Genomic DNA, 21,076 nt, shown 5'->3' on the forward strand with positions numbered 1-21,076 from the left:
ATCGGAAGCGGGTTCCCGCCCGCCCTCCGGTTCACCCTCCGATCACGCCTCTCGCAGTGCCCGCCGCAGCGCGTCCTCCGATCCGAACCCCGAGACGCGCGCGACGTCGCGCAGGAGCGGACGCCGCCCCTCGGCTCCCCGCAGTTGATCCCGCGCCCGGGCGACCCGGGCCCGTCGGATCTCCTGCAGCGGTGTCCGGCGACCCTCCCGCGCGAACACGACAGCGAGATGCTGCCTCGTGATCCCCACGCGGTCCGCCAGCCGCGCCACCGAGAACGCCGGATCCGACGCCTCCCGATCGATGACGTCCATCGCCCGCTCCCCGAGGGACCTCTCCCCGATCGCATCCGGGAACGCGCTCTGCACGAGCGCCGTGCAGCAGCTCTCGACGGCGACGCCGAAGAGGTCGAGATCGGGAGAGTCCGACGACAGTCCCGCGTTGAGGGCCGCGTTCGCCAGCGAGACCGCCGCGGCCCCCGCCCATCCGTCCGGAGGCGTCTCCCCCGTGTGCAGCACCGCGGGGGACGTGGTGAGGCCCCGGACGCGCGTCTCGAACTCGATCCGCGCGGTCGCCTCCGCCGCGACGATCGACGCCTCGGCATGGGCGGTCACGAGCAGGAGCTCGCCCGGGCGCAACTCGCCACTCCTCTGGGACCTGCCCTCGTCGGCCGAGAAGGCGAGCGCCCCGTCGAGCTGGACGATCAGCAGCGCCCGCCCCCGGCGGGATCGGAGCGCCCCGGCGGCGGCCGTGTGCCACACGCGGGCGACGCGCAGTCGCGTCGACTCGACCTCGTCGACGGAGGCGTGCGCCGGCCCCCGCGCGACAAGACGGCGAGCCGTGAGAAGCTCCTCCGCTTCTCCCCCACGAACGATCACAGAGAGTCCCCCCGAGACAGGGACGCGCTCGAGCACGCGGGATCCGGTCGACGTCACCGAGCAGTAGCCCCAGTAAAGCCGACCCGCGCACGCTCCTCGTGTCGGCCCTGCAGTTCGGAAGACGCCCCCGGCGCTCGGGAAGATCGGGCCCTTCCGAGCGCCTCGGGGCGAGGAAAGCTCGAAGAATCGGCTCCGTCATCCACCCCTCTCGAAGGAGCCCTTCATGTCCGACCACCCCACCGACGCGACTCCCGGCGGCGTCCAGCGCCGCACGATCGTCGCCGGCGCCTCCTGGACCATCCCCGTCGTCGCGACCGCGATCGGCGCACCGCTCGCCGCGGCATCCGAGACCACCACCGAGAACGTCCTGACGTTCACCGAGAACCTGTACGTCCCCGGAGCCGACTGCCGGATCTCGGGAGTGACGACGACGCTCACCTCCCCGTCCGGCGCCCCGGTAGCGGGCGAACTCGTGACGGTGGCCCCGCCCACCGGCTACGCGTTCGCCGACGGAACGACGACGAAGACCCTCCCCACGGACGGATCAGGCTCGATCACCTGGCCCGACATCGTCGCGAAGCCCGGAGCCGGCACCTTCACGCTCGGAGCGACCACCCCCACCGCCCCCGCGACGTCCGCGGACATCGTCATCGTCGCCGAACCGACCGTCTTCGAGTACAACGCGACGACCCGCCGCTCCTACCCTCTTCGAGCAGTGCCTGTCGGCTCGAGGGCCCTGGGCGGCGGGTACTTCCAGGCTCCGAACGGCGACATCTACGACTGGAAGCGGTCGACACCTCTGGTGACCGGAGCCGGCGTCGCGTTGGGATACCCCGGCGACGGGACCTACTACCTCGACTTCGTCAAGAACGGAGTCGCCACCACGTGGAGCAGCTCGGGAAACGGGTCGAGAACTTATCCGCACATCCCCGCCGACGCCGTCCCCGTCGGCTCGTCCTGGTTCCTCAGCCCGGATGGCCGGCTCTGGCAGTGGAACCGGACGAGCGGTCCGATCGCCACCGGAGTCACGTCCGCCACCGGCTACGTCGCCCAGGACGGCAGCTTCACGGTCCAGTTCGTCAACGCGACCGGCGCACACCAGGCGACTGGTTACAGCACGGCGATCACCGACTTCCCGCAGGTCGGCGCAGGAGCCACCGCGGTCGGCGGCGGTTACTTCCTCCGCAACGGCACCCTCCGGTACGGCAACAAGATCGTCGCGACGAACGTGAAGTCAGCGGTCGGCTACCCGTCCCCCCTGAACAACGTCAGGACCGACTACGCCGACTACGTCCTCGAGAACGGAGAGGTCTGGGAGACGGCTAACGACAGCGGTACCGGCAACACCACCAACAAGAGACTCACCGCCGTGCCCGCGAACGCGGAGCCGATCGGAGGAGGGTTCTTCCTGTCGGGCACGAGCCTCTGGTCCTGGTACGCCCGGGTCCCTGGCGGATCCGACGTCTCCAGCGCCGTCGGCTACGTGACCGCGAGCGACACACAGGGCTACTGGACCGACTTCGTGGTCACCCCGTCGGGCTGCATCGCCTGATGCGCACCTCGGGCCGCCCCGGGGGGGGGCACCAAGTCCCACCCTCCGGGGCGGCCCCTCTCCTCGGGTGCGAATCCACGCAACACGGCACAGACTCGTCTGCACCGCCTCCGTCGTTCCCACTGCTGCGCCCGCGGAACAGCCTCAGTCCACTCCGAGCTCCTGGCGGACGCTCCGGGTGAGCGTCGCGAGCGTCGGCAGCACGGTCGCCAGGAGGATCAGGCCGGCACCGGCCGCCGCGGGGGCCGCCACCCACCCGAGTGGCACGACCACGGCGACCGGTACGCCTTGGAGCGCGAAGGACGCCGCCGTCGCGACCGCGACGGTCGAGGTGATCGCGGTGCCGAGCAGAGCCGCGGTCACCACATGGATGATCGCCTCCCACACGGAGGCCGTCACGATCTGCCTGCCCGTCGCTCCGGCGGCCACGAGCGCGGCAGTGCCTCGAGCACGATTCGGACCCGCGACGAAGGCTGTGACGGCGGTCCCCGTGAGAGCGAGGACGAGGGGGCCGCCGATGATGAGCGTGGCCATCGACAGCAGGAGCAGGGGACGGTCGAGCCCGTAGTAGCCCACCGAGTCGTCCTGCGTCAGGGCGACGGACGCGGTCGCCTCGGTCAGCACAGCGGCGAACGACGACAGCACCGCGATCGCGATCATGAGCGGGCTGATCACCGCGGCCGAGTGCCCGATCCGGTAGCGGGCGCTGTGACGTGCGAGGTACCACGACACCGAGAGCGACGCGGGGACGACCGCGGTCCACGCCAGCACGACGCGGGGGTAGATCTGCGGGCCGACGAGCGCGATCGCGACGGCCAGGACGAGGGGGAGGAGCATCCCGAGCCCGACGATGGTGGCGCGCTCCCCCGACAGCATCCCGGACAGGACGCCGCCCGCTCCGAGGAGCAAGGCGGCGAGGACGATCCAGCGGATCGGAGTCATGCGCGTCGGTGTGGTGACCGGCTCGCGGAGGACGGCCAGCGGGGGCGTCCGACCCGCATCCCGAGCAGCCGGGACCGCTGCGGTGACCGCGATGAGCGTCGTGGCGCCGATGACGCCGAGAAGTGCAGCAGGTCCGAACACGAGGTGCAGATCGGTGTCGGACGCCATCTGGAAGGCCAGCATCCATTCGAGGAACCGCGGCACGACGCCGGATCCGATCACGGCCCCGACGGAGGACCCGACGACTCCGACCACGACGAACTGCCACGACACGATCGACGCGACGGCGCGCGGAGGGAAGCCGGCGAGCATCCACAGCGCGTAGGTGCGTCTCTGGAGCGAGATCGCCAGCCGCGCCGTCCCCGGGATGACGAGCAGGGCTGCGGCGGTCGCGCCGGCGGCGAGGAAGCTCCCCGTGGTGACGAGCGTCTGCGCCGCGAGCGGCCCCTCTCGCGCGCCCGTCTCGAAGAACGCCGCTCCTCCCGTCAGGAGGAATGCGGTCACCGCGATGACGATCGCCGGGCCGAGCCACGACCAGAGGTGGGCCACGAGGTCGCCGAAGAGGAGACGGATCATGCGGCGGGCCTCCCCTCGTCGCTCGTCCTCATGGCCACCAGGAGTTCGCTCGCCGTCGGCCTCTCGAACTCGTGCACGAGCGCGCCGTCACAGAGCACGAGCACTCGATCGGCCCGAGCGGCAGCGTCGAGATCGTGCGTCACCATGACCACCGCGGTGCCTTCGTGCGCCGCGGTGCGCAGAAGATCCAGGACCCGCCCGCCGCTCTCCGTGTCGAGCGCACCGGTCGGCTCGTCCGCGAAGACGATCTCGGGCTCGTTCGCGAGGACCCTCGCGAGGGCGACCCGCTGCTGCTGGCCGCCAGAGAGCTCGGCCGGTCGCTGGCGAGCGACCTTCTCCAGGCCCACCTGAGCGAGGGCGCGCTCGACTCGAGACGCGACGTCCGACCGCTTCGCCAGACGGGCCGGCAGAGCGACGTTCTCCCAGGCCGTCAAGGAGGGGATGAGGTTGAACTGCTGGAACACGAATCCGATGCGGTCCCGGCGCAGTCGGGCCAGATCGTGTCGCGACAGCCCGCCGATCGGGACTCCCGCGATCGAGACGTGGCCCGAGGTCGCCTCCTCGAGGGAGGACAGGCAGTACAGCAGGGTCGACTTGCCGGAGCCGCTCGGCCCGACGACGGCGAGCATCTCACCGGCGCGGACGTCCACGTCGATCCCTCGGAGGACGTGCGCAGGCGGGCTCCGCCTCCCTGACCGATAGGACTTGCTCACGTCGACGGCCTCGAGAGCGAGGGGCCGGGCGGTGCTGGAAGAGGTCGGTGTCGTCATGCGTTCCACGGTAGACGAGGATCGGTCATGTTCTGGACACGTCCGCCGGCGCTCGGGAATACTCCGGGTCTCCTGGCGTTGTAGCATATACATGCAAACGCATGGACCGGGCGCCGCGAGGCGCAGGCATCACGAAGGGGCGCACCTCATGCAGTTCGGAATCTTCTCGGTCAGCGACATCACGACCGATCCCACCACCGGAGCGACCCCGACCGAGTCCGAGAAGATCACGGCCGCGGTCACGATCGCCAAGAAGGCGGAGGAGATCGGCCTCGACGTCTACGCGCTCGGCGAGCACCACAACCCGCCGTTCTGGTCCTCCTCCCCCACCACGACGCTCGCCTACATCGCCGCGCAGACCGAGCACCTGCTCCTCTCGACCGCGACCACGCTGATCACCACGAACGACCCGGTGAAGATCGCCGAGGACTTCGCGATGCTGCAGCACCTCTCGGGCGGCCGCGTCGACCTCATGCTCGGCCGCGGCAACACCGGGCCGGTGTACCCCTGGTTCGGCAAGGACATCCGCCAGGGCATCGAGCTGACGATCGAGAACTACGACCTGCTGCACCGCCTCTGGCGCGAGGACTTCGTCGACTGGCAGGGGCAGTTCCGCACGCCGCTCCAGGGCTTCCAGTCGACCCCGCGCCCGCTGGACGGAGTCGCTCCGTTCGTCTGGCACGGCTCCATCCGCTCGCCGCAGATCGCCGAGCAGGCCGCCTACTACGGCGACGGCTTCTTCTCGAACCACATCTTCTGGCCCGCCTCGCACACGCAGAAGATGGTGCAGCTGTACCGCCAGCGCTTCGAGCACTACGGCCACGGCTCCGCCGACCAGGCGATCGTGGGCCTCGGCGGGCAGATCTTCATGGCCCGCAACTCCCAGGACGCGGTGACGCAGTTCCGCCCCTACTTCGACAACGCGCCGGTCTACGGCCACGGACCCTCGCTCGAGGACTTCACCGAGCAGACCCCGCTCACCGTCGGCTCACCGCAGGAGGTCATCGACCGCACGCTCGGCTTCCGCGACTACGTGGGTGACTACCAGCGCCAGCTCTTCCTGATGGACCACGCGGGCCTGCCGCTCGCCACCGTCCTCGAGCAGCTCGACCTGCTCGGCGAGATCCTGCCCGTGCTGCGTCACGAGTTCGACTCCCGCCGCCCCGCCCACGTCCCCGAGGCGCCCACCCACGCCTCGCTCGTCGCCGCCCGCGACGCGCAGCCCGTCGCCGTCGGCGCCTGAACGCCGGAACAGGAGAACCACCATGGACACCCGCAGGATCACCGTCCTCTCGGCCGGCCTGAGCACGCCGTCCTCCACCCGGCTGCTCGCCGACCGCCTCGCCGACGCGACCGAGCACGAACTGGCGGAGCAGGGCTTCGCGACCGAGCGGAGCGTCGTCGAGCTGCGCGATCTCGCGCACGACGTGACGAACATGCTGCTGACCGGATTCCCGAGCCCCGCGCTGCAGACCGCGCTCGACGCCGTCTCGGGCGCCGACGGCCTGATCGCCGTCACTCCGATCTTCACCACGAGCTACAGCGGGCTCTTCAAGTCGTTCGTCGACGTGCTCGACACGGAGGCGCTGCGCGGCCTGCCCGTGCTGCTCGCCGCGACCGGAGGGTCGCCCCGCCACTCCCTCGCGGTCGACTACGCGATGCGCCCGCTCTTCAGCTACCTGCACGCGGCTCCACTGTCGACGACCGTCTTCGCGGCGACCGCCGACTGGGGCGGAGAGGGTGAGGACGCTCGGGCCCTGCCCGGCCGGATCGAGCGCGCCGGCTGCGAGCTGGCGACGGAGGCGGCCCGGGCGTCGCGGTCCGTGCGCGATCCGTGGGCGCTCGACGGCTCGTTCGAGGGGATGCTCGGCCGCCGCGGCTGACCCGGGGCGGCACCCGCTCAGCGGCGACGCGCTGTCAATCCCCGATCCGGGCCTCCCCCCGGGAAGGGTGACCGCGATACCTTTTCCCCAGGCGCCGTTCCGGAGCGCTCCGAACGTGCCGTTCCCTCGGAAGGCGGGCTCCTCATGAGCACCATCGCCGCCAATGCCGCCCAGCAGCGGGTGGCAGGGCGCTACTACCTGATCGAGCGCATCGGCTCGGGTGGGATGGGATCCGTGTACCGCGCGCGCGACGAGACCGTGCAGCGCGACGTCGCCGTGAAGGTGTTCCGCGCCGAGGCGTCGAACCCGGAGGACGTCGCCCGCCAGGAGCGCGAGGTGCGGATGCTGAGCTCGTTCGCCCACCCCGGCATCGTCAACCTCTTCGACGCGGGGCTGCACAACTTCGGCGGCGAGGTGCGCCGCTACGTCGTCATGGAGCTCGTCGCGGATCCGACGATGGAGGTCCGGCTCCAGGCGGGTCCGATGCCCGTCGACGAGGTGTCCGCGATCGGCACCCAGCTCGCCGAGGCGCTCTCCTACCTGCACGAGCGCGGAGTCGTCCACCGAGATGTGAAGCCCGCCAACATCCTCGTCAGCGACGTCGGCTCCAGCGGCTACGAGCACACCGCCAAGCTCACCGACTTCGGCGTCGCCCACTTCATGGACGGCTCGCGCCTCACCAGCGACGGCATCGTCATCGGCACGGCCAGCTTCGTCAGCCCCGAGCAGGTCGCGGGCGAGCCGATCAGCGGAGCGAGCGACGTCTTCTCGCTCGGCCTGGTCCTCCTCGAGGCGCTCACCGGCCACCGGGAGTACTCGGGCACGGTGCTCGAGGCCGCCATCGCGCGCCTGCACCGCAGCCCCACGATCCCCCCGACCCTGCCGGCGGAGTGGCGCATGCTGCTCGCCGAGATGACGCAGCGCGACCCCTCCCTCCGGCCCACCGCCGACGAGGTGGCGCACCGGCTGCGCGGCGGCCTCGCTCCCGGATCCGGGTCGGTCGCGACGGTCGACGGGAGCCGCACCGCGCGGATCCGCCGCGGCGTGATCATCGGCTCGAGCGTCGTCGGCGTCGGCGCGGTCGCCGCGCTGTCCTGGATGCTCGGCGTGCTCGCCGGACGCTGAGCCCGCTGCTCGTCGAGTAGCCGCGGATCGGGACCCCGCGGTCACCCGGCGCAGGCGCGATCAGGCCTCGCCCGGCAGGGCCTTCCGGAGGACGATGCGGGTCCAGGCGCCGACGTAGAGGCGGTCGCCCTCCTCGATCTCGCGGCGCTGGCCGGGAGCGATCGGCGTCTGCGGCAGCGCGGCTCCCGCGGGCGCGAGGTAGGTGCCGTTGGCCGACTGCAGGTCCTCGACCCACCAGCGGTAGCCGTCGGTGCTCAGCTGGCAGTGCCGGCGCGAGACTCCGGAGTCGGTGCCGCAGTCGATCTGCGGGGAGATGCCGCGCGAGACGGAGGGGCGGCCGACGAGCAGCGAGCGCTCGCGCAGCACGACGACGTCCGGCGGTCCCGCGGAGGGCATCGGGTCGTCGGCGCGCTGCTCCGCGTACCACTCGGGGTCGATCCAGAGCTCGGCGATCCACGGCTCGTCCTCCGACTCGATCGGCGCGGGGGCCGGTTCGGGCTCCACGATCACCTCCGTCGGCGGCGCCGTCGCGACCGGGACGTCGAACCCGGCCTCCTGCTCGGGCACGAACGCGGTCGGCGCCTCGGGATCGGCGGCCGGCGCCGGGGCCTCGCCCGGGTGCGCGCCGGGGTCCCCCGCCGGCGTCGCGGATCCGCCGACCTCGCCGGGAGCGCGCACGGCGCCCGACTCGGTGAACGGGTCGGCCTCGGGCAGCGAGCCCGTGGTGAAGTCGTAGCCGCAGTTCTCGCAGAACAGCGCGCCCGCCTCGTTGGGGTACGAGCAGTTGGGGCACACGGCCGGCCCGGTCGGGATCGCCGTGGTCGGCGCGGCGGCGCTGGGCGCAGGAGCGGAAGACGGTGCGGCCTGGATCGGCGCGCCGCAGACGTCGCAGTAGTCGCCGGACGCGGAGGTGTGCCCCTCCGGGCACCGGTAGCTCACTTGCGCACCCGCGTGGTCTTGGTCGACGCCGTGTCGAGCGCCATCTCGTCCAGGCGGGTGACTCCGCGCTTCAGCCGCACCGTGCCCTCGTTCGGGTTGTCGATCTCGACCACCTTGCGCAGCTTCGCCGTCGCCTCGTCGTTGCCGGTGACGGCGGCGAGCTGCACGGCGCGGCCGAGCTTGACGGTGGCCGTCGCATCGTCGCCGGCGGCCTTCGCCGCGAGGCCGTCCTGGATCGCCGAGGCCAGCTCGGTCTGCCCCGTGTAGTGCGCGACCGCGGGGTCGATGCGGGCGGTGAGGGCGGAGTCGTCGGTCCAGCGGGCCTTCACCAGCGCCGAGGCGACCACCTCGTCGCGCACGCTCAGCTGCACGCGGGCGGCGAGCTGCTCCGCTCCGACCGGCTTCGAGGCGACGCGGACCGCCACGTGGTACTCCCGCGACTCGTCGCCCCAGGCACCCGTGGGGTAGGAGCCGGTCAGCGGGTTCACCGGCGTGCGGCGCGAGCTGAGGTCCTCGAGGTTCGGCGCGACCTGACGGACGAAGAGCAGCTGCGCGCCCTGCGGGGTCCACACGCGCAGCTCGCCGTTCGCGACTCCGCGGCCCATCGACGCCTGCATGAGCTGCTCGAAGTCGGCCGCCATGTCGGACGGGTTCGCGATGAGGCCGACGGTGCCGAGCAGTGCGCTCGCGATCGTGCGCGCCTCCTCGACCACCCAGCGGGTGCCGACTCCGCGCACGTCGCACTGGAACGCGCCCTGGGCGGCGCGGATCGCGGCGTCGAGCTGCATCCGCGACTCGTGCTCGTTCTTGCCGTCGGTGAGGAGGATCGCGTGGCGCTGCGTCGCCTCCGGGACCGTCGCGAAGAGCTGGCGCGCGAGGGTCAGCCAGCTGCCCATCGCGGTGCCGCCGTCGGCCTGGAGGTAGCCGATGGCCTCGCGGGCCGCGGCGCGGGCGCCCGGCTCCATCCGCACCATCGAGACGGAGGCGTTGGGGTACGGGAACGCGCGGTCGGCGCGCTCGGAGCCCGCCACGACCGCAAAGAACGTGCCGTCGAGGATCTGGTCGACCGCGACCTGGGCCGCGCGCTTGGCGGCGGCCATGTTCTCGCCGGTCATCGATCCGGAGCAGTCGACGATGATGATCTCGGCGGCCGCTCCGTCGCTGCCGGCCGAGCCGGTGCCGGAGGCGGTGACCGTCACGATCGCGTGCACATCCGTGGCGCCGTCCGAGAGGTACTCGTTCTGGAAAACACTCGCGCTGAACTCCGCCATTCCCGCAGTCTATTTCGCGTTCCGCGCCGCGCGGGGACACGGTGTCCGCGCTCACAGGCGGCTCCCGCTCCGGAACGTCGCCGGGAGCCCGAACGACCCGGCGCTCACCCCCGGGCGAACACCGGCACTGCCGACTCCGGCCGCGCCGACTCCCACCACTGCGCGTGGCGCAGCACCTCGCGGTCCGCGAAGCGCCGGCCCGAGATCTGCAGCCCGATCGCGCGGCCGTCGGAGGTCGTCCCCGCGTTGATGCTCGCCGCGGGCTGACCCGACATGTTGTAGGGCACGGTGAAGGCGATGTGCGCCATGCCGCGGTCCTCGTGGCCCCACGGCATCGGCCACTCCGCGGGGAACGCCGCGACCGGGGCCACCGGCGACAGGACGGCGTCGAACGGCAGCGTGGCCTCGACGGTCCGGCGGCGCAGCTCGCTGATCGCCTCGGTCGCCTCGAGCACTCGACGTCCGGACACGTCCGCGCCTCCGTGCACCCAGGTGGTGATGAAGGGCAGGGCGCGCGCCTTCGCCTCGGTGGGCAGGTCGTAGTAGGTGCGCCAGAAGCGCACGCGCCAGAAGAGGTCGATCTGCTCGAGGACCCCGTCGTCGAGGAAGGCGGGCAGTTCGACGACCTCGGCCCCCGCGTCGGAGTAGGCGTCCGCGGCCGCGAGGACCGCCGCCCGGATCTCGGGGTCGACCGCCATGCCCGCGCCCGGATCCGTGTGCACGGCCACGCGGGCACCGCGGACGTCGAGCGCCCGGTCGTCCCAGTCGATCGACTCGGGCGGCAGCGAGGTGTAGTCGCGGGCGTCGGGTCGCGAGAGCACCGACATCCCGAGCGCGACGTCCGCCACGGACTGGGCCAGCGGACCCGCCGCCCGCCCCTGGTAGGGGTTGTCGAGCGGGATGCGGCCGGCGCTCGGCTTGAGCGTCGCGAGCCCGAGCCAGGCGGCGGGCAGTCGCACGGAGCCGCCGATGTCGGTGCCGACGTGGAAGGTGCCGAAGCCCGCAGCCGCCGCGGCTCCCGCGCCCGAGGACGACCCGCCGACGGTGAGCGCGGGGTCCAGCGGACTGCGGGTCACTCCGTGGGCGCTCGAGACTCCGGAGGAGAGCATGCCCCAGTCGGGCATCGTGGTCGAGCCGACGATCACGGCGCCCGCCTCGAGCAGGCGCGCGACGGCGGGCGAGTCCTGCCGCGGGACCGTCGCGGCGGCGGCCGCGGTCCCCGCGCGGGCCGGCAGTCCGACGCGGTACAGGTTCTCCTTCACCGTGACGGGCACTCCGTCGAGCCTGCTGAGGGGTGCCCCTGCGCGCCGGCGCTCCTCGCTCGCGCGGGCCGCCGCGAGGACGCCCTCGGGGTCGAGGTCGCTGAAGGCGTTGATCGCGGGGTTCCGCTGCTCGATGTCGGCGAGGAGCTCCTCCGCCACGTCGACCGGCGAGAGCTCGCCCGAGGAGTAGGCGGCCGTGAGGCGTGCCCCGTCGTAGCGGAAGGAGGTGTCGGTCGAGGGGGTCATCGGATCTCCTGGCGGTGGCGGATCGAGGGCGTGGCGGCGATGAGCGCCCGGGTGTAGTCGTCGACGGGGTTCTCGTAGAGCGCGCGGGTCGGCCCCTGCTCCACGATGCGGCCGCTGCGCATCACCGCGACGCGGTCGCAGAGGTAGCGCACGACACCGAGGTCGTGCGACACGAAGATCAGGGTGAGGCGGTACTCCTCGACCAGGTCGGCGAGCAGGTTCAGCACCTGCGCCCGGACCGAGACGTCGAGGGCGCTCACGGGCTCGTCGGCGACGAGGATCCGCGGGCGGCAGACCAGCGCCCGAGCGATCGAGATGCGCTGACGCTGTCCGCCCGAGAACTGGTGCGGGTAGCGGGCGACGGAGTCTGCGGGCAGGCCGACCGAGCGGATCACCTCGGCGACGCGGTCGGCGCGCTCCGACGCCGACACCGCGGCTCCGGTGTTCGCCGCGTTCAGCAGGGGCTCGGCGACGATGTCGCCCACCTTCATCCGCGGATCCAGCGACGCCATCGGGTCCTGGAACACGATCTGCAGGCTGCTGCGCAGCTCGGCGAGGTCGGCGCGGCGGTGCGTCGTGAGGTCGCGCCCGACCACCTCGAGCGCTCCGGAGGTCGGGGTGTCGAGCCCCGAGAGGATGCGGAGCAGGGTCGACTTGCCCGACCCCGACTCCCCCACGATGCCGAACCGGTCGCCTGCCCGGATCTCGAAGTCGAGCCCGCGCAGGGCCTCGACCTTCTGCGGCGGCGAGAAGAGGGAGGTGCGGCCGCGCGTGTAGGTCTTCGTGAGGCCGGAGGCGCGCACCACCGTCGGCGCCTCGGGGGCCGCAGCGCGCTCCTCGCGTCCCGCGTCCATCCGGTCGACCGAGCGGCCGGGGGTGTAGCCCTCGGAGGTCGCGACGGTGAAGAGCCGGCCGGCGGAGTCGGTGGCGTCGAGGTCGGAGGCGGCGAGGAGCCCGCGCGTGTACGGGTGCTCGGGCTTCGTGAACACCCGGTCGATCGGCCCCTCCTCGACGATGACCCCGGCGTTCATGACCAGCACCCGGTCGCAGGTCTCGCCGACCACGGCGAGGTCGTGGGTGATGAAGAGGAGGCCGGTGCCCCGCTCCGTCACGCTGCGCAGGACCAGGTCGAGGACCTGGCGCTGGACCGTGACGTCGAGCGCGGTGGTGGGCTCGTCGGCGACGAGTAGGGCGGGGTCGTTAGCGAGCGCGATGGCGAGGACGACGCGCTGGCGCTGCCCGCCGGACAGCTGGTGCGGGTAGGCGCGCGCCGCCTCCTCGGGCGACGGCAGGCCGACATCGGCGAGCAGCTCGACCGCGCGGCGGGCGGCGGACCGGCGGTCCGGCTGGGTGCGGTGGATCCGCATCGCCTCGGCGATCTGCGTGCCGACCCGCATGAGCGGGTTGAGCGCGGTCATCGGCTCCTGGAACACCATCGCCATCGTCGAGCCGCGCAGCCGCGCCGCGGCGCGCTCGCCCAGGCCCACGACCTCGCCGGCGTCCTCGCCCACGTGGACGCTCCCCGTCGCTGTCACGGTGTCGGGCAGGAGCCCCATCACGGCGAGGGAGGTGAGCGACTTGCCCGACCCGGACTCGCCGATGAGGCCCACCCGCTCACCGGCGCCGATGCGGAAGGTGAGGTCGTCGACGAGGAGGCGGTCCCCGGCTCGGACGGACAGGTGGGAGACGTCGAGGGCGGAGGGGCGGAGCTCGGTCATCAGCGGTTCCTCATCTTCGGGTCGAATCGGTCGCGGAGTCCGTCGCCGAGCAGGTTGAAGCCGAGCACGGCGAGGGCGATGGCCAGTCCCGGCACGATCGCGAGGTAGTCGTAGGCCCCGAGGAACTGCTGCGAGTCCTGCAGCATCCGGCCCCAGGAGGGCGTGGGCGGCTTGGTGCCGAGCCCGAGGAACGAGAGCCCGGCCTCGGCGAGCACGGCGACGCCGAAGTTGACCGAGCACTGCACGACGAGGATCCCGGCGATGTTCGGCAGCACGTGGCGCAGCGCGATCGAGAATCCGGAGCGGTTGGCCGCGCGGGCCGCGAAGACGTAATCGGTCGCCATCACCTGCAGCGTCCCGGCGCGGGCGACGCGGGCGAAGGCCGGTGCCGCTCCGATGCCGAGGGCGACCATCGCGGTCGTGGTGTCGGCGCCGAACACGGCTCCGAAGACGATGGCCAGCAGGAGGCCGGGGAACGCCATGACGACGTCGCTGCCGCCCATCACCAGGACGCCGATCCGCTTCGGGCGCATCCCGGCGAGGATCCCGAGCGGGACGCCGATCACGGCGGCGATCGCAACGGCGACCGTGCCGACCAGCAGGGTGATCTGCGCGCCGACCATGATGCCCGAGAGCACGTCCCGCCCGTAGCGGTCGGTGCCGAAGGGGTGCGCCGCGCTCGGGAACAGCAGGCGGTCGCCTGCGACCGAGCGGGTCGGGTCGTACGGCGTCCAGACGAGCGACACCAGGGCGGTGACCAGCACGAGCAGGATCAGCGCGCCGCCGATCCAGAGCTGCGCGTCGGCGCCGAGCCGGAGCCGCTGGAGGCGGCCGGGCGGCCGGGTGATCAGGGCGGTGCGCGGAGGAGTGGACCGACCGGACTGCGGCTCGGTGCCGGGCGGGAGCACAGCGGTCATGAGGCCCTCCTGAGGCGGGGGTCGAGGAGCGTGAAGGCGAGGTCGACCAGGAAGTTGATCGCGACGATCGCCACGACGAGGACGACGACCACCGCCTGCACCGCGAGCAGATCGCGGTTGCCGACGGAGTCGACGAGGTAGCTGCCGAGACCGGGGATGCTGAACACCCGCTCGATCACGACCGCTCCGATGAACAGGCCGGCGAGCTGGACGCCCACGATGGTCAGCACGGGGATGCCGGCATTGCGCAGCCCGTGCCGCACCAGCGCCGCCCCCGAGGTCAGCCCCTTCGAACGGGCGGTCCGGAGGAAGTCCTCGCGCATGATCTCGAGCACCGCCGAGCGGACGTAGCGGGTCAGGATCGACGCCTGCACCGAGCCCAGCGCGATCGCGGGAAGCGCGATGTGCGAGAGGAACGCGGGATCCGACGGCGGCACCCAGCCTCCGGAGGGGAACCAGCCCAGGCCGATGGCGAAGAACGCCACGAGCAGCACGCCGACGAGGAAGTTCGGCACGGCGACGCCGATCTGCGAGACGCCCGAGATGACGACTCCGGACGGGTGCCGCTGCCGCATTGCGGCGAACGTGCCGAGCGGGATCGCCACGACCAGGGCGATCAGCATGGCGACGACCACCAGGATCAGCGTCACCTGGAAGCGGTCGGACACGATCGGCGAGATGTCCTGCCCGCTGACGTAGGAGGTGCCGAAGTCGCCGCGCAGGAGCCCGGCGAGCCAGTCGAGGTACTGCACGACGAGCGGGGCGTCGATGCCGTTCTCGGCCCGCCACGCGGCGAGCTGCTCGGGAGTCGCCTCGATGCCGAGCGCGACCGTGGCGGGGTCGCCGGGCATCACCCGGAGCAGCAGGAACACGACGATGGTCGAGATGAGCACGGTGGCGAGGAAGTTGCCGACGAGTGCGAGCATCCGCAGGGCCATGATCGCCCCCTTTCACGGGGATGGAGGGGTGGGCGGACGGGAGCGGAGGCGGCGGCGCTCGCGGAGAGCGCCGCCGCGGGGACCGCTAGGACCAGGCCAGGCCGGTGAGGTCGAGCGACTCCGTGACGGAGTTGCCCGCGATGCCGGTGAGCTCGGAGTCGGCGATCACGATGTTCGGGAAGAGGAACAGCGGCACCGCGGGGACCTCGGCCGCCACATCGGCGACGATCTCCTCCATGCCTGCGGCCCACTCCTCGGCCGATGCGGCGTCGGCCTCCGCGGCGCGGGTCGCGACGGTGGGGTCGTCGTAGCCGAGGTAGTACCCGGGGTCGCCGAAGTTGGCGAGGAAGTCGCGCGGCTCGACGGCGAGGATGACGGACATCTCGTAGTCGTGGCGGGTGAACACCTTGTCGAGCCAGACCGCGGGGAACTCGTCCGACGCGATCGTCGCGTCGATCCCGACCTCGGCGAGCTGCGAGACGACGACCTCGGACACGGCCGTCGCGTAGGGGCGGGTCGGGACGTCGAAGGTGATCGACAGGTCCTCGGTGCCGGCCTCGGCCAGCAGATCGCGCGCCTTGTCGGGGTCGTAGGGGTACAGGTCGGTGAGGTCCTCGTAGTAGGGGTCCGTCGGCGGGACCATCGCGCCGATGAGCTCGCCGTAGCCGGCCCAGGCGGTTTCGATGATCGCCTGGCGGTCGAGGGCGTGGGCGATCGCCTGGCGCACCCGCAGGTCGTCGAACGGCGCCTCGGCGTTGTTCATCGACAGCAGGATCTCGCCGTTCGAGGTTCCCTGGATCACCTGGAAGTCGTCGTTCGTCTCGAACTGCGCGACCAGGTCGGGGGCCTGCATGTTGTAGAGCATGTCGACGTCGCCGGCGCGGAGCGCGTTCGTGGAGGCGACCGCGTCGGCGAAGTAGCGCAGGGTCACGTCGGTGACGGCGGGCGCCTCGCCCCAGTAGTCGTCGCGGGCGGCGAGCGAGATGTGGTCGCCGGTGACGCGTTCGGTGACCGTGTACGGGCCCGTGCCGACCGGGGTGTTCGCGAGGTCCGCGACTCCGCTCTCGTCGAGCATCAGGCCGACGCTGCCGCCCATGTCGAACAGCCAGGAGTTGCTGGGCCGGCTGAGCACGACCCTCGCCTCGGTCGGCGAGACGACCTCGACGCGGTCCAGGACCGCCATCTTCGCCTGGTTGATCTTCCAGTCGGACTTCACGCGCTCGAGCGAGAACTTCACGTCGTCGGCGGTGAACTCGGCGCCGTTCGAGAACGTCACGCCCTCCTTCAGGACGAAGTCGTAGACGGTGCCGTCCTCGCTGACCGTCCAGGACTCGGCCAGCAGCGGCTGCAGGGCGCCGTCCTGGTCGATCGCGACGAGTCCCTCGTACACGTTGTTCATCAGGGCCTGCGGGATCGCGGCACCCGCGGTCGTCGTGAAGTCGAAGTTCGCGGGCTCGCCGGTCAGGCCGACGATCGCCGTGGGGGCGTGCTCGCCGCCGGACGAGGAGGACGACGAGGCGCCCGCGCCGGCGCTGCAGGCCGAGAGCGCGAGGGCGGAGAGGAGGGCGGCCGCGGCGAGGGCGGGACGTCGGGATCTGTGGGTCACGGGTGCGGCTCCGAGGGTCGGGCGGTGCATGGTCGGGAGGGGGTGAGGTGCGAGGATCCGAGCCGGGAACGGCTACTGGTCTGACCAGTAGAAGGAACGCTAGGATGGCGCCGAGACGCGGGTCAAGCGAGGAAACAAAGATGTAACACCCGTCGCGACCCGACGCGGAGAGGAGCCCCGTGGCGTTCAGCCCCGTGCAGAAGGTCAGCGCGTACGAGTCGATCGTCGAGCAGATCGAGCGCGCCGTAGAGATCGGCGACCTCAAGCCCGGCGACCGCCTGCCGGGCGAGCGCCAGCTGATGGCCGACTTCTCGGTCAGCCGCGCCACGATCCGCGAGGCGCTGCGCGTGCTGCAGGCGACGGGCCTCCTCGAGTCCCGCCCCGGCGATCCGCGGGGCCCGATGATCACCGCGTACTCGCCGCGGATCCTCGAGAAGTCCATGGCGCGCCTCGCCCATCTCGAGAGCATCAGCCGCGTCGAGCTGCTGCAGTTCCGCCTCCTGCTCGAGGGCCAGTCGTGCCTGCTCGCCGCCGAGAACCGCACCGCGGAGGATCTGGCCGGCATCGAGGAGCACCTCGCCGCCCTGCACGAGGTCGCCCGGGGCGAGGCCGACGGGTTCGGCGAGCGCGTGAACCGCTTCCACGCCGCTATCCGCCGCGCCTCCGGCAACCAGCTGATCGAGGTCTGCGGCAACGTCGTGGGCGGAGTGATGGCGCACCTGACCGAGGGCCGGCTGCGCTCCGAGACCGACCGTCTCGCCCGGATGCGCCGCAGCGCGGCCGACGCCGAGACCCTCGTCGACGCCCTGCGCCGCCGCTCCCCGCGCGAGGCGGCCGACGTGTCCCGGCGCAACATCTACCGCTACTACGCCGACGACCTCACGCCCGAGGAGGCTGCGGCGCTGGCCAGCTCGCTGCCGTCCCCGGTCGACGCGCCGGTCTGATCCGCGAGCGCGACCGGTAGCATCGACCGCTCCGACAGGGAGCGGGACGCATGAGCGAGCCGAGACGGGCCTTCACACCGATCGAGCAGCGGATCGACGACGCCGCGCACCGGCTGCTCGCGCGGGGGCCGTCGACCGGTCCGCGCGCGGCGCTGATCGAGTTCCTCGTCTTCGGGGCGAAGCAGGCGTGGGCGTGCGTGTTCGGCGCCACGCTGCTCGCGCTCCTGCTCGCGGCCCGCCTCTGGTACCCGGACGACGCGGTGCTGGCGCGCAACGACCTGCTGACGATCGCGGCGGTCGTTCTGCAGATCGTGCTGGTCGCCACGCGCCTCGAGACGGGGCGCGAGCTGTGGGTGATCGTGCTGTTCCACCTGGTCGGCACCGGCATGGAGCTCTTCAAGACCGATGTGGGCTCGTGGAGCTACGAGGCCGACGGGGTGCTGCGGATCGGCGCGGTGCCGCTGTTCAGCGGCTTCCTCTACGCCTCCGTCGGCTCGTACATGGTGCGGATCCACCGCCTCTTCGATCTGCGCTTCGTCCGCTGGCCGCGCCGCTGGGTGACGGGCGTCGTCGCGCTGCTGATCTACGTGAACTTCTTCAGCCACCACTACCTGCCCGACGCGCGCTGGCTGCTGCTCGCGGCCGTGGCCGTGCTGTGGGCGCGCAGCACGATGGTCTACCGCGTGCACCGCGGCGCGCACCGGATGCCGGTGCTGCTCGCCTTCGCTCTCGTCGCCCTCTTCATCTGGTTCGCCGAGAACATCGCCACCTACTCCGGCGCGTGGCTCTACCCCGACCAGGTCGCCGGCTGGCAGATGGTCTCCGTGTCGAAGCTCGTGTCGTGGTTCCTCCTGATGATCGTGTCGGTGGTCCTGGTGACCTGGGTGCATCCGCCGCGCGGACCCGACGCCGCCGTCAACCCCGGAAAGGGAGGCGCGGCCGTCTGAGACGCTGAGCCGTGCCCAGTTGGTCCCTCGCCCTCCTCAGCGGCGCGATCGGAGGAGCGACGCTCCTGATCGGCGCCGCTCTCGCCTGGTTCGTCCGCGTCCCGCCGAAGCTGACGGCCGCCGTGTCGGCCTTCGGCGCCGGCGTCCTCATCTCGGCCCTCGCCTACGAGCTCGTCGCCGAGGCGGCCGACGACGGCGGCCTCCTGCCGACCGTGCTCGGCACTCTCGCCGGAGCCGTCGTCTTCGTCGGAGCGGACGCGCTGCTCTCGCGCGCGGGCGCCGGGAACCGCAAGTCCTCCTCCGGATCGGGCGGCGGAGGAGGAGCGGCCATCGCCGCCGGCGCGCTGATCGACGGAGTGCCGGAGTCGATCGTGCTCGGGCTGTCGGTGGCGCAAGGCGGCTCGGGAGCGGCGATCAGTGTGCCGATCGTCGCCGCGGTGGCGATCTCGAACCTGCCCGAGGGGCTCTCGTCGACGGCCGGGATGAAGGCCGACGGCCGCTCCGCCCGCTACGTCTTCACGGTGTGGGGCGGGATCGCGGCGGCCTCGGCGGCGGCGGCGCTCGTCGGCTTCCTGGTGTTCGCGAGCGCGCCGGGAGCCGTCGTCGCGTTCGTCACGACGGTCGCCGCGGGCGCCATCCTCGCGATGATCTCGAACACGATGATCCCGGAGGCGTTCGACCGGGACAATGTGCTGACGGGGCTGTACTCCGTGCTCGGCTTCGTCACCGCCTTCACTCTGCACAGCCTCGGTTAGGGCGGTGATGAAGCCTCGTGCACGCCGCGGGGCGGCGTGCCGCAGTCGGCTTCGGCAGAGGGGCGCGTTCCGCAGAGCGTCCTGCGATCGGCGACGCGAATCCGCTCGGACGCGGATTCCCGGATACGCCTCGAGGAGCGCGGCCGGCGCGGTCCTTCGCTGGTCGAGTAGCCCCGCAGGGGCGTATCGAGACCCACCACCACCGGACACCGCGGATCTCGATACGGCCGCTCCGCGGCCTACTCGATCAGCAAGAGGCGGCCAGTCCCTTGCTGGTCGAGTAGCCCCGCAGGGGCGTATCGAGACCCACCACCGCTAGGAGTCGGTGGATCTCGATACGGCCGCTGCGCGGCCTACTCGATCAGCAGAAGGCAGCCATTCCTCGCGGAACGAGCAGTCAACAGGGGCGTATCGAGACCCGCGTCAGCCCGCGTCAGCCGCTGAAGGCGGTCAGGGCGTCGTCGAGGATCGACAGGCCGCGGGCGACCTGCTCGGGGGTGACGACGGCCGGCGGGACGACGTGGATGCGGTTGTCGGCGGTGAACGGCAGGAGCCCCCGCGACAGCAGGTCCGACTTCAGCCGCGCGACCGAGGCGGCCGGCACGGGCGCCCGCGTGCCGCGGTCCTCGACGAGCTCCAGCGCCCAGAAGACGCCCGAGCCGCGGACCTCGCCGATGACGTCGTGCTTCGCCTGCAGCGCGGCGAGCCCGGGCGCGAGGTGCTCGGAGCCGATCGTCTTCGCGTTCTCGACGATCCCCTCCTCCGCCATCGCGGTCAGCGTCGCGACGACGCTCGCCGCCGCGAGCGGGTGACCGGAGTAGGTGAGCCCGCCCGGGAACACGCGCTCGTCGAAGTGGAGCGCGATCTCCTCCGAGATGACGACTCCTCCGATGGGCACGTAGCCCGAGTTGACGCCCTTCGCGAAGGTGATCAGGTCGGGGCGCACGTCGAACGCGTCGAAGGCGAACCACTCGCCGGTGCGGCCGAACCCGGCCATCACCTCGTCGAGGATCAGCTGGATGCCGTAGCGGTCGGCGATCGCCCGCACGCCGGCGAGGTAGCCGGGCGGCGGAGTGAGGACGCCGGCCGTGCCCGGGATGGTCTCGAGCAGGAACGCCGCGATCGACTCCGGGCCCTCGGCCTGGACGACGCGCTCGAGGTGGTGCAGCGCGCGCTCGCACTCCTGCTCGAGCGTCTCGGCCCAGAACTCGCTGCGGTAGAGGTAGGGGCCGAAGGCGTGCACGTGTCCGCGCGCGTACTCGTTGGGGATGCGGCGCCAGTCGCCGGTCGACACGATCGCCGCTCCGGTGTTGCCGTGGTACGAGCGGTACAGCGAGACGACCTTGTCGCGGCCGGTGAACAGGCGCGCCATGCGGATCGCGTTCTCGTTCGCGTCGGCTCCGCCGTTGGTGAAGAACACCTTCTCGAAGCCCTCGGGAGCGAGGTCGGTGATCAGGCGCGCGGCCTCGGCGCGGGTCTCGTTGGCGAAGGCGGGGCCGACGGTGGTCAGCACCGCCGCCTGCTCCTGGATCGCCGCGACGACCTTGGGGTGCTGGTAGCCGATCGTGACGTTCACGAGCTGGCTCGAGAAGTCGAGGTAGCGGGTGCCGTCGACGTCCCAGACCTCGGCCCCCAGGCCGCCGGCGATCGGCAGCGGGTTCAGCGCTCCCTGCGCCGACCACGAGTGGAAGACGCGCGAGCGGTCGGCCTCGGTGACCGAGGCGTTGCTGCGGCCGGGGGCGGTGACGGGCGGAACGGTCTCGGTGCTCATGGTGTCCTTCCGGAGGCGGTGCGTCCCATCCTGCCGCG

General features: G+C 72.0%; 18 protein-coding genes. 7 read left to right on the forward strand and 11 right to left on the reverse strand.

The window, feature by feature from the left end; translation table 11 throughout:
• Positions 1-42: 42 nt before the first annotated feature.
• Positions 43-876, reverse strand: a complete 834-nt coding sequence (locus LRG51_RS07695; protein ID WP_230671984.1) for a helix-turn-helix domain-containing protein — start codon at positions 874-876, stop codon at positions 43-45.
• Positions 877-1,099: 223 nt separating this feature from the next.
• Here LRG51_RS07695 and LRG51_RS07700 point away from each other — a divergent pair, with 223 nt between their 5' ends.
• A complete protein-coding gene (locus LRG51_RS07700; protein ID WP_230671986.1) occupies positions 1,100-2,428 on the forward strand; it encodes a hypothetical protein in 1,329 nt (442 codons plus the stop codon).
• Between the two features lie 144 nt (positions 2,429-2,572).
• Here the strand turns inward: LRG51_RS07700 and LRG51_RS07705 are convergent, their stop codons facing one another.
• Both LRG51_RS07705 and LRG51_RS07710 read right to left on the reverse strand, forming a co-directional pair.
• Positions 2,573-3,946, reverse strand: coding sequence for an FtsX-like permease family protein (locus tag LRG51_RS07705; RefSeq protein ID WP_055786756.1), 1,374 nt, complete (start codon positions 3,944-3,946; stop codon positions 2,573-2,575).
• Positions 3,943-4,716, reverse strand: a complete 774-nt coding sequence (locus LRG51_RS07710) for an ABC transporter ATP-binding protein (protein ID WP_055786754.1) — start codon at positions 4,714-4,716, stop codon at positions 3,943-3,945. Before LRG51_RS07710 ends, LRG51_RS07705 begins: the two co-directional genes overlap by 4 nt.
• Before the next feature lie 148 nt (positions 4,717-4,864).
• Here LRG51_RS07710 and LRG51_RS07715 point away from each other — a divergent pair, with 148 nt between their 5' ends.
• The 3 genes from LRG51_RS07715 to LRG51_RS07725 all read left to right on the forward strand — a co-directional run bounded on the left by LRG51_RS07715 (position 4,865) and on the right by LRG51_RS07725 (position 7,724).
• On the forward strand, positions 4,865-5,959 hold the full coding sequence (locus tag LRG51_RS07715; protein ID WP_055786751.1) for an LLM class flavin-dependent oxidoreductase: 1,095 nt from the start codon (positions 4,865-4,867) through the stop codon (positions 5,957-5,959).
• A 22-nt stretch (positions 5,960-5,981) separates the two neighbouring features.
• The gene (locus LRG51_RS07720) at positions 5,982-6,599 is read left to right on the forward strand and encodes an FMN reductase (protein ID WP_230671988.1); all 618 of its coding nucleotides are present in this window, start codon (positions 5,982-5,984) and stop codon (positions 6,597-6,599) included.
• 144 nt (positions 6,600-6,743) lie between these two features.
• Complete coding sequence (locus LRG51_RS07725; RefSeq protein ID WP_230671990.1) at positions 6,744-7,724, forward strand: serine/threonine-protein kinase; 981 nt, start codon at positions 6,744-6,746, stop codon at positions 7,722-7,724.
• 60 nt (positions 7,725-7,784) lie between these two features.
• On the opposite strand, the gene LRG51_RS07730 is transcribed toward LRG51_RS07725, so the two are convergent.
• The 7 genes from LRG51_RS07730 to LRG51_RS07760 form a co-directional block, all read right to left on the reverse strand.
• Positions 7,785-8,663 (reverse strand): FHA domain-containing protein, encoded by an 879-nt coding sequence (locus tag LRG51_RS07730; protein ID WP_230671993.1) that lies wholly within the window; start codon positions 8,661-8,663, stop codon positions 7,785-7,787.
• Positions 8,660-9,934, reverse strand: coding sequence for a VWA domain-containing protein (locus tag LRG51_RS07735; protein WP_055786738.1), 1,275 nt, complete (start codon positions 9,932-9,934; stop codon positions 8,660-8,662). The genes LRG51_RS07730 and LRG51_RS07735 overlap by 4 nt, the downstream gene beginning before the upstream one ends.
• A gap of 104 nt (positions 9,935-10,038) precedes the next feature.
• A complete protein-coding gene (locus LRG51_RS07740; protein WP_230671995.1) occupies positions 10,039-11,442 on the reverse strand; it encodes an amidase in 1,404 nt (467 codons plus the stop codon).
• Positions 11,439-13,160, reverse strand: coding sequence for a dipeptide ABC transporter ATP-binding protein (locus LRG51_RS07745; protein ID WP_230671997.1), 1,722 nt, complete (start codon positions 13,158-13,160; stop codon positions 11,439-11,441). Before LRG51_RS07745 ends, LRG51_RS07740 begins: the two co-directional genes overlap by 4 nt.
• Positions 13,160-14,077: an ABC transporter permease gene (locus LRG51_RS07750; protein WP_082480967.1), complete on the reverse strand. Its 918-nt coding sequence runs from the start codon at positions 14,075-14,077 to the stop codon at positions 13,160-13,162. Before LRG51_RS07750 ends, LRG51_RS07745 begins: the two co-directional genes overlap by 1 nt.
• Positions 14,074-15,015, reverse strand: coding sequence for an ABC transporter permease (locus LRG51_RS07755; RefSeq protein WP_055786729.1), 942 nt, complete (start codon positions 15,013-15,015; stop codon positions 14,074-14,076). Before LRG51_RS07755 ends, LRG51_RS07750 begins: the two co-directional genes overlap by 4 nt.
• An 85-nt stretch (positions 15,016-15,100) precedes the next feature.
• Entirely contained in the window at positions 15,101-16,621 is a 1,521-nt protein-coding gene (locus LRG51_RS07760) for an ABC transporter substrate-binding protein (RefSeq protein ID WP_230671999.1), read from the reverse strand.
• A gap of 179 nt (positions 16,622-16,800) precedes the next feature.
• Here LRG51_RS07760 and LRG51_RS07765 point away from each other — a divergent pair, with 179 nt between their 5' ends.
• From LRG51_RS07765 to LRG51_RS07775, 3 genes are read left to right on the forward strand one after another with little or no spacing between them, the layout of a single operon-like run.
• On the forward strand, positions 16,801-17,565 hold the full coding sequence (locus LRG51_RS07765; protein WP_055786724.1) for a FadR/GntR family transcriptional regulator: 765 nt from the start codon (positions 16,801-16,803) through the stop codon (positions 17,563-17,565).
• A gap of 50 nt (positions 17,566-17,615) precedes the next feature.
• The gene (locus tag LRG51_RS07770) at positions 17,616-18,512 is read left to right on the forward strand and encodes a DUF817 domain-containing protein (protein ID WP_055786721.1); all 897 of its coding nucleotides are present in this window, start codon (positions 17,616-17,618) and stop codon (positions 18,510-18,512) included.
• Positions 18,513-18,523: 11 nt separating this feature from the next.
• The gene (locus LRG51_RS07775; protein ID WP_230672000.1) at positions 18,524-19,267 is read left to right on the forward strand and encodes a ZIP family metal transporter; all 744 of its coding nucleotides are present in this window, start codon (positions 18,524-18,526) and stop codon (positions 19,265-19,267) included.
• A gap of 433 nt (positions 19,268-19,700) precedes the next feature.
• On the opposite strand, the gene LRG51_RS07780 is transcribed toward LRG51_RS07775, so the two are convergent.
• Entirely contained in the window at positions 19,701-21,038 is a 1,338-nt protein-coding gene (locus LRG51_RS07780; RefSeq protein WP_230672002.1) for an aspartate aminotransferase family protein, read from the reverse strand.
• Positions 21,039-21,076 lie beyond the last annotated feature (38 nt).

It is taken from the genome of Rathayibacter sp. Leaf248 (assembly GCF_920939495.1).
GTDB lineage: Bacteria > Actinomycetota > Actinomycetes > Actinomycetales > Microbacteriaceae > Rathayibacter > Rathayibacter caricis.

Coding starts and splice junctions, on each gene's coding strand:
- LRG51_RS07745 (WP_230671997.1), bottom strand. CDS start 13,160: ATGACCGAGCTCCGCCCCTCCGCCCTCGACGTCTCCCACCTGTCCGTC.
- LRG51_RS07780 (WP_230672002.1), bottom strand. CDS start 21,038: ATGAGCACCGAGACCGTTCCGCCCGTCACCGCCCCCGGCCGCAGCAAC.
- LRG51_RS07725 (WP_230671990.1), top strand. CDS start 6,744: ATGAGCACCATCGCCGCCAATGCCGCCCAGCAGCGGGTGGCAGGGCGC.
- LRG51_RS07755 (WP_055786729.1), bottom strand. CDS start 15,015: ATGGCCCTGCGGATGCTCGCACTCGTCGGCAACTTCCTCGCCACCGTG.
- LRG51_RS07715 (WP_055786751.1), top strand. CDS start 4,865: ATGCAGTTCGGAATCTTCTCGGTCAGCGACATCACGACCGATCCCACC.
- LRG51_RS07720 (WP_230671988.1), top strand. CDS start 5,982: ATGGACACCCGCAGGATCACCGTCCTCTCGGCCGGCCTGAGCACGCCG.
- LRG51_RS07735 (WP_055786738.1), bottom strand. CDS start 9,934: ATGGCGGAGTTCAGCGCGAGTGTTTTCCAGAACGAGTACCTCTCGGAC.
- LRG51_RS07770 (WP_055786721.1), top strand. CDS start 17,616: ATGAGCGAGCCGAGACGGGCCTTCACACCGATCGAGCAGCGGATCGAC.
- LRG51_RS07710 (WP_055786754.1), bottom strand. CDS start 4,716: ATGACGACACCGACCTCTTCCAGCACCGCCCGGCCCCTCGCTCTCGAG.
- LRG51_RS07705 (WP_055786756.1), bottom strand. CDS start 3,946: ATGATCCGTCTCCTCTTCGGCGACCTCGTGGCCCACCTCTGGTCGTGG.
- LRG51_RS07700 (WP_230671986.1), top strand. CDS start 1,100: ATGTCCGACCACCCCACCGACGCGACTCCCGGCGGCGTCCAGCGCCGC.
- LRG51_RS07750 (WP_082480967.1), bottom strand. CDS start 14,077: ATGACCGCTGTGCTCCCGCCCGGCACCGAGCCGCAGTCCGGTCGGTCC.
- LRG51_RS07740 (WP_230671995.1), bottom strand. CDS start 11,442: ATGACCCCCTCGACCGACACCTCCTTCCGCTACGACGGGGCACGCCTC.